Origin of the sequence: Streptomyces sporangiiformans, from assembly GCF_005768555.2 — a bacterium.
GTDB lineage: Bacteria > Actinomycetota > Actinomycetes > Streptomycetales > Streptomycetaceae > Streptomyces > Streptomyces sporangiiformans.
Genome location: NZ_VCHX02000346.1, coordinates 16,709 through 31,283 on the forward strand (window position 1 = coordinate 16,709; position 14,575 = coordinate 31,283).

Here is a 14,575-nt window from a genome sequence, read left to right on the forward strand (position 1 = left end):
CCTCACCTCACCTCACCGCTCCCCACCACACCGGAAAGGTCCGAATGATGCGATACCTGGCTCTGCTCAAGGCCGCCCGACCGACCACCCCGCCCCCGCCCGAGCTGATGGAAGCGATCATGAAGCTCGGCGAGGACGCGACCAATGCCGGCAGCCTGCTGGACACCGCCGGCCTGGCGCCGAGCGCGATGGGCTCCCGCGTCAGTCTGTCGGAGGGGAAGCTGACCGTGACCGACGGCCCGTTCGCCGAGGCGAAGGAGATCATCAGCTACGCGCTCTACGAGGTGCGTACCAAGGAGGAGGTCGTCGAGTGGACTTCGCGGTTCATGCAGTTGCACCGGGACCTGTGGCCGGGCTGGGAAGGCGACGCTGAGGTCCTGAAGGTGATGGGACCCGAGGACTTCGCCTCGCCTGCCTCGCAGACCTCGCCCGCCTAGCTCGCGGGTGGTTGGATCGGCGGCGTGGCAGCGGCCGATCCAACCCACCCCGAAGACTCCTTCCGCGCGACCCACCGGGCCGTGGAAGCGGTCTGGCGAATCGAGTCGGCCCGGCTGATCGCGGGCCTCGCCCGGCTCGTACGCGACGTCGGTCTGGCCGAAGAGCTCGCGCAGGACGCCTTCGTCGTCGCGCTCGAGCAATGGCCGAGAACCGGCATCCCCGATGACCCGGGCCCGTGGCTGATGGCGACCGCCAAGCATCGCGCGATCGACCTGCTGCGGCGCCAGGAGCGGTACGCCACCAAGCTCGGCCTGCTCGGCCGCGATGCGGAGGTCCGGCAGGAGCACGCGGAGGCGGAGCTGGACGCGGCTCTCGACGACCACATCGGCGACGATCTGCTCCGCCTGATGTTCACGGCGGCCCACCCGGTCCTGTCCACCGAGGCGAAGACGGCGCTGACCCTCCGGCTGCTGGGCGGACTGACCACCGGGGAGATCGCGAGGGCCTTCCTCATCCCGGAACCCACCGCCGCCCAGCGCATCGTGCGGGCCAAACGCACGCTGGCCGACGCCGGCGTCCAGTTCGAGATGCCCACTCCGGATGAGACGGCCGACCGGCTGTCCTCGGTCCTGGGGGTCATCTACCTGATCTTCAACGAGGGCTACTCCGCGTCGGGCGGCGAGGACTGGGTGCGCCCCGAACTGTGCCAGGAGGCGCTGCGGCTCGGCCGCATCCTGGTGACTCTGCTCCCGAACGAGGCAGAGGTGCACGGCTTGGTGGCCCTCATGGAGCTGCACGCCTCCCGCCTGCCGGCCCGCACCGACACCTCCGGGCAGCCCGTACTCCTGCTCGATCAGGACCGCCGGCTGTGGGACCGGCTCCTCATCCGCCGCGGCCTCGATGCCCTCGACCATGCCGAGTCGCTGGGCGGCGGCCCCTACACACTGCAGGCCGCGATCGCCGCCTGCCATGCCCGGGGCCACTCCGCGGAAGAGACCGACTGGCCGCGCATCGCCGCTCTGTACGAGGTACTTGCCTACATCCAGCCGTCTCCCGTGATCCTGCTCAACCGGGCCGTCGCGGTGGGCATGGCGGACGGCCCGGAACGGGGCCTCGCCCTCGTCGACGAGCTGACCGGGGAGCGGGCACTCAAGAGCTATCCACAACTCCCTGCGGTACGTGGAGACTTGCTGGCCCGGATGGGCCGACATGACGAGGCGCGAGCGGAGTTCACCCGAGCCGCAGAGCTCACGCACAACAAGGCCGAGCGCACCCTCTTCCTCACCCGCGCGAACACCCCCGGCCGACAGCCGGAATAGAGCCCGGCCGACATGTCCGCGCGGGAGCCGGGCACTCACCCGCAATCGATTGCGGGTCCGGCACGCATGGCCCCGGTCACCCGACCTTGCGCAGTTCGCCGTCGTCAAAGACCGCAACCATGACCAGACTCCCGCCCAGCGCCTCGATGTACCGGGCCACGACGTCCGTTCCGGAGACCTGCCCGCTCTCGATCTGGGAGACACGGCCCTTGCTCGCGCCCATGCGTTCAGCCACCTGCGCCTGGGTGTAGCCACGTTCCTGGCGCATGTCGACCAGCCGCCATGCACGGGCCTCGGCGAGCATGCGCTGAGCACCCTCCAAGAATGCGTCCCGCCCTCCCGCCAGCTCCTCGGCCCGCTCACTGGTGCGAACGGCAGGACCGAGCCGTGAGAAGGACGTGTTCAAGTGCGTATCGAAGGAGGCCGCGAAGCTCTACCCGAACCAGCCCGTCATCGTCAGCTGACTGCTTTTCCAGCCTACGAGGGGTGAGCTATTACGGCGTAACAGCTCACCCCTCGTACGTTTTCGGGCAACCTCAAGCCTCTCCCCCGAGGCCGCCTGGCATCTGATGCACCCCATGCGGTCGTCCCGATCCGCTCCGGACTCTGACGTCACGGCCGACAACGGCCAGGCAGCCAAGCCCACGTCAGTAGGGTGCAGTCTTCCTTCCCTGTCGCGGTGAGGCGTGAGGTGGCGACATGCCGTCAGAACCTGGCGAGATCACGATCAATAGTCCGAAGTCAGGCACCCTGGTGGTCACAGGCGAGTCGCTGCCGGTGGCTGGACACACGATCCCTGGCCAGTTGATCAAGCCGAACGGCACCTTCGTGGCCGAGCAACCACCCAGTTCGGTCCGTGTCCGCGTCGACGACGGTGCCGAGCGGACGGCCACCAGGAGCCACCCCACCTGGAAGAGGTGGGAGACCGGTATTCAGCTCACCTCCCCGGGCACACACACCATCACGGCAACGGCCTGGCATCCTCAATGGGCTGTAGAGGCCACCACCCAAGTGACAGCAGTGGCCCGCCGCATAGGGATTGTCGGCGTCGAGCGAACGCAGGCGACGCAGTTCTTCCACATCAACGGCCAAGGCACCAGCACCGCCCAGGACAACTCCGTCCCTCTCGTGGAGGGCAAACCCCTGGTGCTCCGGGTGTACGTGAACAGCGCCTCCGGGACGCCTCCCCTCACCCGGGTCTCCGGTGAGTTGGTTCTGGACGGCACTGTGCTCGCTCCGAGCAATACGGCGAGGGCTCTGCCCGGACCGGACATCAGCCGCGGCGCATCCGGGGACTCCCTCAACTTCTGGATATCGCCGACCCTTTGCTCAGGGACGAAGACCTGCCGAGTTCGCGTCTTCGATCCGGCGCATCAAGGCGTCGTGGGATTCGAGGACGAGACCACGTTCACGCTCACCTTCACCGCGGTCCCCCGGCCGCGGGTTCACGCCGTGCTGCTGCACTACACCGGGCTCGGCCTCGACATCCCCGCCCCCACAGACGCGGACGTCGCCGACACCCTCAGCAAAGTCGTCCGCATGTATCCGATTTCCGGCTTCAACTACACCGGCTTCACCGTGCACAACTTCGCCGGCAACCTCACCCTGGCCACCGGTGGCGGCTGCACGCAGGGCTGGAACGAGCTCATAGGCCGACTGTGGACTCTCCGCATGCTCAGCGGCACGACGGACGTCTACATGGGCCTGCTCCCCCATGGCGTGCCGAGTGCGGGCGTCATAGGTTGCGGCCTTGTCGGCGCAGCCGTCGGCTTCAACGGGGACGGCATCACCATGGCTCAGGAACTTGGCCACTCCTTCGACCGCGACCATGCCCCCTGCCCGGCCAACATCACCTCCAGGGACCCCGACTACCCCGATTATCCCGGTCTGCCGTTGGGAAGCATCGGAGAATTCGGCCTGGACACCGGAAGCTTCCAGGTCCACGACCCTGCCCTCACGTCCGACTTCATGAGCTGGTGCGAGCCGGCATGGGTATCGCCCTACACTTACATGGGGCTACGCACCACGTTCATCGGCACCCGGGCTGCCGTGCAGCCGACCCTGTCCGAGGGGCGCGCCTCCATGCGGGAGCAACTTGTGCTCAGCTTCCGGCTGCACCGCGACGGCACCGTGCAGCTCTTTCACGGCTTCCACTTGCCCGCAGGCGAAATGCAGCCCACGGGCGGTGAACCGTCCGACGTGACCTGTGAACTGCGCAACGCGAAGGGCCGGACGCTGTCGTCCGTACGGTGCCGACTCGGCCCTCACTCGTGGCTCGATGATGAGGACACAGACTTCCACGAGGTGCTGCCCTGGGACGAGACAGCGCATTCGCTGGTGTTCAGGCGCGGCCAGGACGAGGTGCACACTCATGTACTGGAACGGACTGCTCCCCGGGTCACGATCAGCGGACTCGTCCTCAGTGCCGGCGATCCCGGGACGGCCCGCCTGGAGTGGACCGCGGCAGCACCGCCCCGAACGGAACTGCGCCACGCGATCCGCTACAGCAACGACGGCGGCACCACCTGGCGTGGCATCGCTGTGGACCTCTCCGGACAGAGCTACGACGTGGATCTGTCCACGCTGCCGGCCGGCGAGCGGTGCCACCTCCAGGTGGTGACGTCCTCCGGCATCCGGACCGCCACCGCTCAGACCGGCCCCTTCACGGTCCAGGCGAAGCCCCCTCACGCGCGGCACCGGCCATGAAACTGCCCGGCCGCCGGCAGCATTGAGGTCAGGCCCACCAACGAGGCATAGTGCAGATCCGTGCAGAGTGTTGTCGAGGTCGGAGCAGTTGAGAGAAGTGATTCCCCTCGGCTGAAGCCGAGCGTCCCCTCGCTGGATCCCTGATGGGGACCGACATCCACGGCTACGTCGAGTGCCGCACCTGGGGGCCCGGGCTCGCGCCCGGCGAGAGTGCCTGGCAGTCCGCCATCTCCCTGTCGGTGCTGAGGACGACCAGGGACTACCCGGCCTTCGACTGCCTCTTCGGGGTGCGGAGTTGGGGGCATTGGGAGCCGATCGCCGCGGATCGCGGGCTTCCGGCCGATGCCGCCGCCCGCACCGTGGCCGAGCTGGAACGCTGGGATGGCACGGCCTTCGGCGTCACCTGGCTCGGCTGGGACGAAGTCCTCGCCATCGACTGGGACGAACCCGCGCTCCCGCGTGCGACCGACATCGCCCGGTACCGGCGGCTGCCCGATCAGCGGCTCCAGCTCGTCCACCGGTCGGTGTGGAGCCGTGGGTTCGCCCGGGCCAGTGGTGTCGACACGCTGACGACCGACCCAGGCCGGATCGGCGAGCTCTGGGACGAGGGAACCGAATGGCACGTCGGCGACACCGTCTTCCGGGCCGAGCGGGCGCGCCGCCGGGACGCCGTACCACCACCTGCGGGCGGAGGCGGCAGAGACAGCGACAGCGACAGCGACAGTTCATGGGAGCCGGTGTGGAGCGTCATGCGCACCCTCGCCGGCGTGCACGGCGAGCGAAACGTGCGCCTTGTCGTGTGGTTCGACCAGTAGCCGCGCTCACTGCGCGAACCCGCGCACATACCTCCGCTGCCACGGCGTCTCCACCGCGTGGCGGTCGTAGTTCCGGCGTACGAAGTCCACCGCCTCATCGGGCGGTACGCCGTCCAGGACCGCAAGGCACGCCAGGGCCGTTCCCGTACGTCCGCGGCCGCCCCCGCAGGCGATCTCGACGCGTTCACCGGCGGTCGCGGCCCGGTTCCACGCCTCGGTCAGCACCTCGCGGGCGTGCGCGCGGTCGCGGGGCAGCCAGAAGTCCGGCCAGCGGATCCAGCGGGTCTCCCACGGGACTTCCGGTGGTTGTCCGCCGAGCAGATGGACGGCGTACGTCGGAGTCGGGGCCGAAGCGGCGAGCGGTCGCCGCAAGCCCCTCCCCCGCACCAGCCGCCCGGACGGCAGCCGCAGTACGCCGGCCGTGTCCTCGTCCCAGGTGCCGTTCCCCCCGGAACCGCCCGCGCCGTTCTCGCTCACCAAGCCTCCTCGATTCCCCGGCCGCCCACCCGTCGCACGGCAATGACAACGCCACTCTGCCGTATCAACTCCCTTGGCTTAAAACGACATTGGTTGCACCTCTGGCAGAAGCGGCATTCGTGCGCGATCCCTTGACCACCCCCACACCCCCTCTTATGGTCACGCTGCCACCTATGACGTAGGACGTCGTATCTCCCACTCCTCGTTGGATCGTTGGAGGAACCGTGCGCGACGCGACCACCGCACCGGCCCCGCACCGCCGGTCGTTCCTGAAGTACTCCGGCGCGCTGGGCGCCTCCGCCGCGATCAGCGCGACGCTCTCCGCCTGTTCGTCGGGCCCGGAGTCCACCAACGAGACGGGAGGCGGCGGCGAGGGCGCGAACCGGACGCTCACGGCGGTGATCGGCTACGGCAACGACCAGAGCTGGGACCCGCTGATCACGGCCTCGGCCTTCTCGATGGCCGCCAATCACCACATCTACGAGGGGTTACTGGACACCGATCCGATCAGCCGTGAGCCGTACGCCGCTCTCGCGACCGAGGTTCCGCCGGATCTCCAGGCGACCACTTGGAAGTTCACACTGCGGGAGGGCGCGAAGTGGCACGACGGGCAGCCCGTCACCGCCGACGACGTGGTCTTCACGTACGAGCGCGTCCTGGACCCCAAGACGGCCACACTCGCCAAGAACTTCTTCGCGTCCTGGCTGAAGGAGGTGAGGAAGGTCGACGAGCGGTCGGTGGAGCTTGTGCTCAAGTTCCCCTTCCCGGACGGGGTTCAGCGGCTGACGCTCGCCAAGATCATGCCGAAGCACGTCTTCGCGAAGGCGGGCGCGCTGGATGACGCGACGAAGGGGAAGGCGGTGGGCTCGGGGCCGTACCGGCAGACCGCGCACCACCCGAAGTCCAACACCTCGTTCGAGGCCTTCGCCGACTACAACGGTCCGCGCAAGGCCGCCTTCCGGAAGATGAACTGGTTGTCGATCGTGGACGCCGCGCCACGCGTCGCGAAGATATCGGGTGCGAGTGCCGGCGCGCAGTTGGCCGACAACATCCCGTACGCCAACATCTCCCAGCTGAAAAAGGGCGGGATGAAGGTCGAGGGCGGGGCCGGAATGAACCACCTCTTCCTGCTCTTCAACACCGCCCGCAAGCCTTTCGACGATGTGCGGGTACGGCAGGCGCTGCATTACGCGATCGACACGGAGAAGATGATCCAGGCCGCGCTGCGTGGTCATGGGAAGCCGGCGACGTCGTTTCTCAACGAGGGAAATCCGACGTACCGGAAGGCGAAGACGGTCTACGACCACGACCCGGACCGGGCCCGCGATCTGCTGAAGGAGGCCGGGGTCAGCGGGCTGACGGTCAAGCTGATGGCGGTCAACGTGAGTTGGATCATGGACTGCCTGCCGACCATCAAGGCCTCTTGGGACGCCATCGGCGTCAAGACGACGCTCGAACCCCAGGAAACCGCCGCGCTCTTCACGAAGCTCGACCAGAAGCAGGATTTCCAGGTCGTCGCGGCGGCCTCGAATCCGAACCAGTTCGGCCGCGACGCCGATCTGATCATGCATTACAACTACGGGCCCGACAACACCTGGATGCGGTATGCCCGTTGGATCGGCAGCTCCGTGGCGAAGGATCTCTTCAAGCGCATGGACGAGGCCACGCGGGAGCCGGACGCCGAGACGAAGAAGCGGATGACGCAGGAATACATCGACATCGTCGCGGAGAACGCCGTGATCTATCCGGTCGTCCACAACGAGCTCATGACCGCCTGGGACGCGCGGGAGATCACCGGAATCCGGCCGCAGCCGTATCCCGGAATCAATCTGCTCCAGGCCAAGTGGGCGTAGGGAGACCTCGTTGGTCGCGATCGCCAGGATTCTGGCCCGCCGCCTCGCCCTGCTCGTACCGCTGATGCTCGGGATCGTCCTGTTCGTGTTCCTCGTGATGCGGTTCTCGGACAGCGACCCGGCTTCCGCGTACTTCCAGGGCGCGAACCCCACCGAGCAGCAGCTGCACGACTTCCGGGAGCGCAACGGGCTGCTCGACCCGCTCCCGGTGCGCTACGCCGACTTCGTCGGGGATCTGGTCCGGGGCGACATGGGCGTGAGCGCGCTGACCAGGGCGCCGGTCGTCGAGCAGGTGACCACCGCGCTGCCGCTCACCCTGCAGCTGACCTTCATGGGGCTCGGCATCGCGGTGGTGCTGGCCCTGGTCGGAGGGGTCACGGCCGCGATCTACCGGGACCGGCTGCCCGACCAGCTGATCAGGGTCGTCTCGCTGACCGGTGTCGCGGCGCCCGGCTTCTGGCTGGCGCTGCTGATGATCCAGTACCTGGCGGTGGACCTCGGCTGGTTCCCGACCAGCGGTTACATCAACCCGGGTGACTCGTTCAGCGGCTGGCTGAAGACCATGACGCTGCCCGCGTTCGCACTGTCGCTGCCGGTCGCCGCGCAGCTCACGCGGATCGTACGGACGGCCGTGGTCGAGGAGTTGGACCGGGACTACGTACGGACGGCCATCGGCAGCGGTCTGCCGCCGGTGGTCGTGGTCGGCCGGAACGTCCTGCGCAACGCGCTGATCAACCCGCTGACCGTACTGGGGCTGCGCGTCGGCTATCTGCTCGGCGGCGCGGTCGTCATCGAGACGATCTTCTCGCTGCCGGGGATGGGGAAGCTGATGATCGACGCCGTGAAGAACGGCGATCCGGCCGTCGTGCAGGGCGTCGTGCTGACGACCGCCTTCGGGTTCGTGATCGTGAACCTTGTCCTCGACATCCTCCATCTGCTGGTCAACCCGCGCCTGAGGGGTGCCGAAGCATGAGGCACACGGGGCCGCTGTCGCGTGCGCGGATGGCCGGGGCCCTCTCCCGGCCCGGCATCCGGCTGCGCGGGTTCACCCGGCTTCCGGTGATCTCGCGGATCGCCGTCGTCGTCATCGGGATCGTCGTCCTGACGGCCCTGCTCGCGCCGCTGATCGCCCCGTACGACCCGCTCGACCAGGCACCTCTGGTCGACAACGGCAACGGCGAGGGCGCGCCCTCGGGCGAGCACTGGATGGGCCAGGACAGCCTGGGCCGCGACATCCTCAGCCGGCTGATGTACGGGGCCCGCTGGTCGCTGGCGATCGGTCTGGGCGCGACCGGGCTCGCGCTCGTCTGCGGAGCGCTCCTCGGCGCCGTCGCGGCGACCTCCCGCAAGGCGGTCGACGAGACGCTGATGCGCTGCCTGGACGTCGTCATGGCGTTCCCTGGCATCGCGCTCGCGGCGGTGCTCGTCGCGGTGTTCGGCGGCGGTATCCCGGTCCTGATCTGCGCCATCGCGTTCCTCTACACGCCGCCGATCGCGCGGGTCGTACGGGCCAATGTGATGGACCAGTACGGCGAGGACTATGTGACCGCGGAGCGGGTCATCGGCGCGCGCACGCCGCACATCGTGCTCAGGCACGTCGCCGTCAACTGCGCTGCTCCGGTACTGGTGTTCTGCACGGTGCAGGTCGCCGAGGCCATCGTCTTCGAGGCCTCGCTGTCGTTCATCGGGGCGGGCGTCCGGCCGCCGGACCCGTCCTGGGGCAGTGTCATCGCGGACGGCAAGAACATGGTGCTGACCGGGGGCTGGTGGGCGACCGTCTTCCCGGGGCTGCTGATGCTGATCACCGTGCTGTCGCTGAACGTCCTCTCGGAGGGCGTGTCGGACGCGTGGGCCGCACCTGCCGCGCGGGACGTCGAGGCGACGCGCGCGGCGCTGGAGGAGGACCGTCTCGAAGCCCCCGAGCCGGGCAGCGGGAAGGTGCTGGAACTGCCGGGGCTGACGGAGGCGGCCCAGCGGCTGCGGACGCGGGCCCGCCCCCTCCCCGAGGGCCGCCCCGTCCTCAGCGTCGAGAACCTGGCCATCGGTTTCGACGCACGGCACGGGGGCGTGGACATCGTCGACGGCATCAGTTTCGAGGTGCAGCCCGGTGAAGTCCTGGGCCTGGTCGGCGAGTCGGGCTGCGGCAAGTCGCTGACCGCGCTCGCGGTGATGGGCCTGGAGCCGAAAGGGGCCCGGATACGCGGTCATGTGCGTTTCAGCCAGCGGCAGTTGGTCGGCGAACCGATGCGGGTGCGCCGCAGGCTCCTCGGCCACGAGATGGCGATGATCTACCAGGACGCCCTGTCGTCCCTCAACCCGGCGATGACGATCCGCGCCCAGCTGGGGCAGGTGGTACGGCGTGGCGGCACCCGCACGGGCGCCGAACTCCTGGAACTGGTCGGCCTCGACCCGGAGCGCACCCTGCGCAGTTATCCGCACGAGCTGTCCGGCGGCCAGCGCCAGCGCGTCCTCATCGCCATGGCGCTCTCCCGGAGCCCCAGGCTGATCGTCGCCGACGAACCGACGACCGCCCTCGACGTCACCGTCCAGGCACAGATCATCGAACTGCTGCTGCGGCTGCGCGAGGAGCTCGACTTCGCGCTGATCCTCGTCTCGCACGACCTCGCCCTCGTCGCCGACGTCACCGACCGGGTCGTCGTGATGTACGGCGGCCAGATCGTGGAGACGGGGGTGACGGCGGACCTGGTGGAGTCGCCCTCCCACCACTACACGCGCGGGCTGCTCGGCAGCGTCCTCTCCCTGGAGTCGGCGTCCGAGCGGATGACGCAGATCAAGGGCGTCGTCCCCTCACCGGCCGATTTCCCGGCGGGCTGCCGGTTCGCCGACCGGTGCCCGATGGCGACCGAGGTGTGCCGCACGACAGCACCCCGGCTGGCGGGCCCGCACCGCCGCCACGAGGTCGCCTGCCACCATCCGGCGATCGCGCTGCCCACGACCGAGCCGACGGGAAGCGAGAGCGTTCAGTGACCCCTCCCCTCCCTCCCTCACTTGTCGCGCTGTCGGACACCCACGTCGTCCACAAGGCGCGCACCGGCGGTCTGTTCGCGCGCGATCGTGTGTACGCCCTCACCGGCGCCGATCTCACCCTCGCGCCCGGCGAGACGGTGGGCGTAGTCGGCGAGTCCGGCTGCGGGAAGTCGACGCTCGCCAAGGTGCTGGTGGGTGTGCAGCGGCCGACCTCCGGGACGGTGTCCTTCCGCGGCCGCGACCTGTGGACGATGCAGCCGGCCGAGCGGCGTACCGCGGTCGGCGGCAGCACCGGCATGATCTTCCAGGACCCGTCGACGGCCCTGAACCGGCGGCTGACGGTACGGCAGATCCTGCGGGACCCGCTCGACGTGCACAAGCGGGGGACGGTCCGGCAGCGGGAAGAACGGGTCCGGGAGCTGATGTCCCTCGTCGGACTGCCGCGCGTACTGGCCGAAGCGCTGCCCGGGCAGCTGTCCGGCGGCCAGCGGCAACGCGTCGCCATCGCACGGGCCTTGGCGCTCGACCCGGAGTTGGTGGTCGCGGACGAGCCGACGAGCGCGCTGGACGTGTCGGTACGCGCCCAGATCCTGAATCTGCTCCTGGACCTGAAGGAGCGGCTGGGGCTGGCCCTCGTCTTCGTCTCGCACGACATCCAGACGGTGCGCAGGATGAGCGACCGTGTCATCACCATGTACCTCGGCCGTATCGTCGAGGAGTCCCCGGCCGAAGAGGTCACCGACCGGGCCCGGCACCCGTACACCCGCGCGCTCTTCTCCGCGACGCCCGGGCTTCTCGATCCGATCGATCCGATTCCGCTGGTGGGGCCGGTGCCGTCGGCCACCCGGCCGCCGAGCGGGTGCCCGTTCCGTACGCGGTGCTGGAAGGCCGACGACCTGTGCGCCGAGGTCATGCCCGGCTTCGCGGACGCGGGCGCAGACCCGGACGCGGATGCGGACGCGGGCGCAGACCCGGACGCGGATGCGGACGCGGGCGCAGGCGCGGGCGCGGGCGCGAGGCCGGGTGCGGACGCGGCCGTGTCGAGGCCCGGGCATCGCTTCCGGTGCCACCATCCTGTGGAGGACGGGCAGTCGACACGTGACCTCGTCGCGCAGGCTGTCGCCACTGTTCCGGTTCTGAAGCGATCCTAGGAGCCTCAATGACCCTTCCCGCCCCGTTGGCCGGTGTCGTCCCGCCCGTCTGCACTCCGCTGACACCGGACCGCGAGGTGGACGTACCCTCGCTCATCAGGCTCGTCGATCATCTGGTGGCGGGCGGGGTGCACGGGCTGTTCGTGCTCGGATCCTCGTCCGAGGCGGCCTATTTGACCGACCGTCACCGCAAGCTCGTGGTCGACACCGTCGTCGCTCACGTCGCCGGTCAGCTCCCCGTCCTCGCCGGGGCCATCGACATGACGACGCCTCGGGTACTCGACCACGTCCGGTACGTCACGGAAGCGGGCGCCGACGCGGTGGTCGTCACCGCGCCCTTCTACACCGGTACGCATCCGGCGGAGATCGACCGTCACTTCCGGCTGATCGCCTCGCGGTCCCCGGCGCCGGTCTTCGCGTACGACCTTCCCCAGTCCGTCCACTCCAAGCTCGGCGCGGAGCTGGTGCTGGAGCTCGCCGCGGACGGGGTGCTGGCCGGGCTGAAGGACTCCAGCGGGGACGCGGGCGGGTTCCGGGCCGTCGTGATGGGTGCGCGTACGCGTCCCGCCGTCTCCGGGTTCAGTGTGCTGACGGGCTCCGAGCTGGTGGTCGACACCGCGTTGGCGATGGGTGCGGACGGGGCCGTGCCCGGTCTGGGGAACGTGGATCCCGAGGGGTATGTGCGGTTGTACCGGTTGTGCCGGGAGGGGGACTGGGAGGGGGCTCGGGCGGAGCAGGAGCGTTTGTGTGCGTTGTTCGAGATGGTGCGGGTGGGGGATCCGGGGCGGATGGGCGGGAGTTCGTCGGCGCTCGGGGCGTTCAAGGCGGCGCTGCGTCTACGGGGGGTGATTGACTGCTCGGTAACGGCGGAACCCCAGGTACCTCTGTCACCGGACGAGGTGGAACGGGTGGGCAAGTACCTCGCCGGGGCCGGGCTGCTCTGAGGGTAGGTCAGTCCGTCGTGGGACCGGCCGAGCAGGACTGCCTTCTCCCGCAAGCCACCCAGCGTTACAGCTTCGTACACAAGGCCCGCAGGGCCTTGCCCCTGCGGCATGCGGAATGATCGAATCCGCACCACGGAAGCCGGGTTCTCTCCCCCCCCACACACACAACACGGCGGGCTCAGCAGCCCCCGCCCCTCTCTATCCCCCCGGAGAGCCCGTGAGCAACGACGACGTCCCCACGAGGTAAAAATGTCGCTCCGCGATGGCAGCCACTCCACCGATCACGCAGTATCCGCAGCAGATCATGATCCGCTCACCGTCACCGACCCTGATCCAACGCTGTACAACGACGACCTTGCCCCACTGCCGCACAAGAAGCGGAAGTGGGGCATGTTTTCGATCTTCAACGTCTGGTCGAGCGACATTCATAGCCTCTTCGGCTACACCCTGGCCGCCACGTTGTTCACGACCTCCGGCCTGAACGGCTGGTGGGTGTTCGCCGGCATCATCCTGGCCGGGTTCATCGTGATGCTGCTGGTGAACCTGATGGGAAAGCCGAGCGTCAAGTACGGCATTCCCTACCCGGTCATGGCCCGGGCCGGCATGGGCGTACGCGGTGCGCAGTTCCCCGCACTGGTGCGGGCCACCGTCGCCATCTTCTGGTACGGCGTGCAGACCTACTTCGCCTCCACGGCGATCGCACTGCTGATCACCGCGACCACCGGATACACGGGCAGCGGAAACTTCCTCGGCATGAGCTCCGTCGGCTGGATTTCCTATGTCATCGTGGCGGTGTTCCAGCTGGGGCTGTTCCTGCGGGGCATCGACTGGATCACCCGCTACCTCAACTGGGCCGGCCCGTTGGTCTACCTGGTCATGATCGCGCTGGCGGCGATCATCTGGAATGAGGCGGGAAGCGGTCTGCTGACCGAACTCGGCAACATCTTCGCAGGGTCCGGCGGCGACGACAGCACGTCGGTCTCGGCGTTCGTGAGCGTGGTCGGCACGATGGTGGCCTACTTCGCCGCGGTGATCATCAATTACGGTGACTTCTCCCGGTTCGTCAAGACCGAGCGGCAGATGGCATGGGGGAACTTCTTCGGACTGCCGGTCAGCCTCGCGCTCTTCTCGTACCTGGCCCTGGTCATAACCGCCGGCACGGGAGTGCTGTTCGGGAAGCCGCTGACCAACCCCTCCGACATCGTGGATCGGGTCGACAACACCTGGCTGACGATCATCGCAGCGCTGACCTTCTTCACCGCCACGGTCGGGATCAACCTGGTTGCGAACTTCATCCCGCCCGCCTACGACCTGACCAACACGAGCCCCGACATCATCAGCGCCCGTGGCGGCGGCGTCATCACGGCGCTGGTCGCGTTCGTCGTCGGCGCGCTGTGGATACCCGTGATCAGCCACCTGGGACTCGCGAAGTTCGTGGACACACTGGGCGCGCTGCTGGCGCCGCTCTACGGGATCGTGGTGATCGACTACTACCTGATCCAAAAGCAGCGGCTCAACGTGCAGGACCTGTTCACGGCCGAGCCGGACGGCACCTACTACTACAACAGGGGCTGGAACGTCAGGGCGCTCGCAGCGTTCGGCCTCGCCGCGATCTTCTCCGTCTCCACGGTATGGGATCCCGCGATGAGCGACCTGACCGGGTTCGCATGGATCATCGGGGCAGCCCTTGGCGGGGCACTGCACTACCTGTTCATGCGTGGAAGTGCCTGGGTGCGCGCATCGCTGCGCTGACGGGCTACGGCGCCGACCGTGCTCCAGCCGATCTGAACTGAGCAACCGGGCCTGAGAGCCATGGAGTTGGAGGGCACTGGCCTGGGCTGTAGGCGCGTCGAGGGCGACCGGGGTCCGACCTCGGTAATCCCG

General features: G+C 68.6%; 12 protein-coding genes. 10 read left to right on the forward strand and 2 right to left on the reverse strand.

The annotated features are described in order from the left end of the window. Positions 1-47 precede the first annotated feature (47 nt). Together FGD71_RS44735 and FGD71_RS44740 are read left to right on the forward strand one after the other, a co-directional pair. Positions 48-437, forward strand: coding sequence for a YciI family protein (locus tag FGD71_RS44735; RefSeq protein WP_119106382.1), 390 nt, complete (start codon positions 48-50; stop codon positions 435-437). Between the two features lie 24 nt (positions 438-461). After that, the gene (locus tag FGD71_RS44740) at positions 462-1,757 is read left to right on the forward strand and encodes an RNA polymerase sigma factor (protein ID WP_205571199.1); all 1,296 of its coding nucleotides are present in this window, start codon (positions 462-464) and stop codon (positions 1,755-1,757) included. Between the two features lie 76 nt (positions 1,758-1,833). On the opposite strand, the gene FGD71_RS44745 is transcribed toward FGD71_RS44740, so the two are convergent. Next, entirely contained in the window at positions 1,834-2,061 is a 228-nt protein-coding gene (locus FGD71_RS44745) for a helix-turn-helix domain-containing protein (protein WP_240437070.1), read from the reverse strand. A 395-nt stretch (positions 2,062-2,456) separates the two neighbouring features. Between FGD71_RS44745 and FGD71_RS44750 the strand changes: the two genes are divergently transcribed. Together FGD71_RS44750 and FGD71_RS44755 are read left to right on the forward strand one after the other, a co-directional pair. After that, on the forward strand, positions 2,457-4,463 hold the full coding sequence (locus tag FGD71_RS44750) for a hypothetical protein (RefSeq protein WP_140936069.1): 2,007 nt from the start codon (positions 2,457-2,459) through the stop codon (positions 4,461-4,463). 143 nt (positions 4,464-4,606) lie between these two features. After that, a complete protein-coding gene (locus tag FGD71_RS44755) occupies positions 4,607-5,278 on the forward strand; it encodes a hypothetical protein (RefSeq protein ID WP_119106356.1) in 672 nt (223 codons plus the stop codon). Positions 5,279-5,284: 6 nt separating this feature from the next. Here the strand turns inward: FGD71_RS44755 and FGD71_RS44760 are convergent, their stop codons facing one another. Further along, the gene (locus FGD71_RS44760) at positions 5,285-5,755 is read right to left on the reverse strand and encodes a protein-tyrosine phosphatase family protein (protein WP_119106357.1); all 471 of its coding nucleotides are present in this window, start codon (positions 5,753-5,755) and stop codon (positions 5,285-5,287) included. Between the two features lie 224 nt (positions 5,756-5,979). Between FGD71_RS44760 and FGD71_RS44765 the strand changes: the two genes are divergently transcribed. The 6 genes from FGD71_RS44765 to FGD71_RS44795 all read left to right on the forward strand — a co-directional run bounded on the left by FGD71_RS44765 (position 5,980) and on the right by FGD71_RS44795 (position 14,443). Further along, on the forward strand, positions 5,980-7,608 hold the full coding sequence (locus FGD71_RS44765; RefSeq protein WP_119106358.1) for an ABC transporter substrate-binding protein: 1,629 nt from the start codon (positions 5,980-5,982) through the stop codon (positions 7,606-7,608). A gap of 10 nt (positions 7,609-7,618) precedes the next feature. Further along, the gene (locus FGD71_RS44770; RefSeq protein WP_119106359.1) at positions 7,619-8,581 is read left to right on the forward strand and encodes an ABC transporter permease; all 963 of its coding nucleotides are present in this window, start codon (positions 7,619-7,621) and stop codon (positions 8,579-8,581) included. Then, positions 8,578-10,596 carry a dipeptide/oligopeptide/nickel ABC transporter permease/ATP-binding protein gene (locus tag FGD71_RS44775; RefSeq protein WP_119106360.1) on the forward strand — a complete coding sequence of 673 codons (2,019 nt, stop codon included), beginning with the start codon at positions 8,578-8,580 and terminating at the stop codon, positions 10,594-10,596. The genes FGD71_RS44770 and FGD71_RS44775 overlap by 4 nt, the downstream gene beginning before the upstream one ends. Then, positions 10,593-11,747, forward strand: coding sequence for an oligopeptide/dipeptide ABC transporter ATP-binding protein (locus FGD71_RS44780; protein ID WP_240437071.1), 1,155 nt, complete (start codon positions 10,593-10,595; stop codon positions 11,745-11,747). Before FGD71_RS44775 ends, FGD71_RS44780 begins: the two co-directional genes overlap by 4 nt. A gap of 8 nt (positions 11,748-11,755) precedes the next feature. Beyond that, positions 11,756-12,691, forward strand: coding sequence for a dihydrodipicolinate synthase family protein (locus FGD71_RS44790; protein ID WP_119106361.1), 936 nt, complete (start codon positions 11,756-11,758; stop codon positions 12,689-12,691). A 249-nt stretch (positions 12,692-12,940) separates the two neighbouring features. Then, positions 12,941-14,443, forward strand: coding sequence for an NCS1 family nucleobase:cation symporter-1 (locus FGD71_RS44795; protein WP_119106362.1), 1,503 nt, complete (start codon positions 12,941-12,943; stop codon positions 14,441-14,443). Positions 14,444-14,575: the final 132 nt, after the last annotated feature.

Bases quoted from the DNA above. Each gene is read 5' to 3' on its own strand.
- FGD71_RS44735 (WP_119106382.1), top strand. From the start codon at position 48: ATGCGATACCTGGCTCTGCTCAAGGCCGCCCGACCGACCACCCCGCCC.
- FGD71_RS44745 (WP_240437070.1), bottom strand. From the start codon at position 2,061: ATGCTCGCCGAGGCCCGTGCATGGCGGCTGGTCGACATGCGCCAGGAA.
- FGD71_RS44750 (WP_140936069.1), top strand. From the start codon at position 2,457: ATGCCGTCAGAACCTGGCGAGATCACGATCAATAGTCCGAAGTCAGGC.
- FGD71_RS44755 (WP_119106356.1), top strand. From the start codon at position 4,607: ATGGGGACCGACATCCACGGCTACGTCGAGTGCCGCACCTGGGGGCCC.
- FGD71_RS44775 (WP_119106360.1), top strand. From the start codon at position 8,578: ATGAGGCACACGGGGCCGCTGTCGCGTGCGCGGATGGCCGGGGCCCTC.
- FGD71_RS44790 (WP_119106361.1), top strand. From the start codon at position 11,756: ATGACCCTTCCCGCCCCGTTGGCCGGTGTCGTCCCGCCCGTCTGCACT.
- FGD71_RS44795 (WP_119106362.1), top strand. From the start codon at position 12,941: ATGTCGCTCCGCGATGGCAGCCACTCCACCGATCACGCAGTATCCGCA.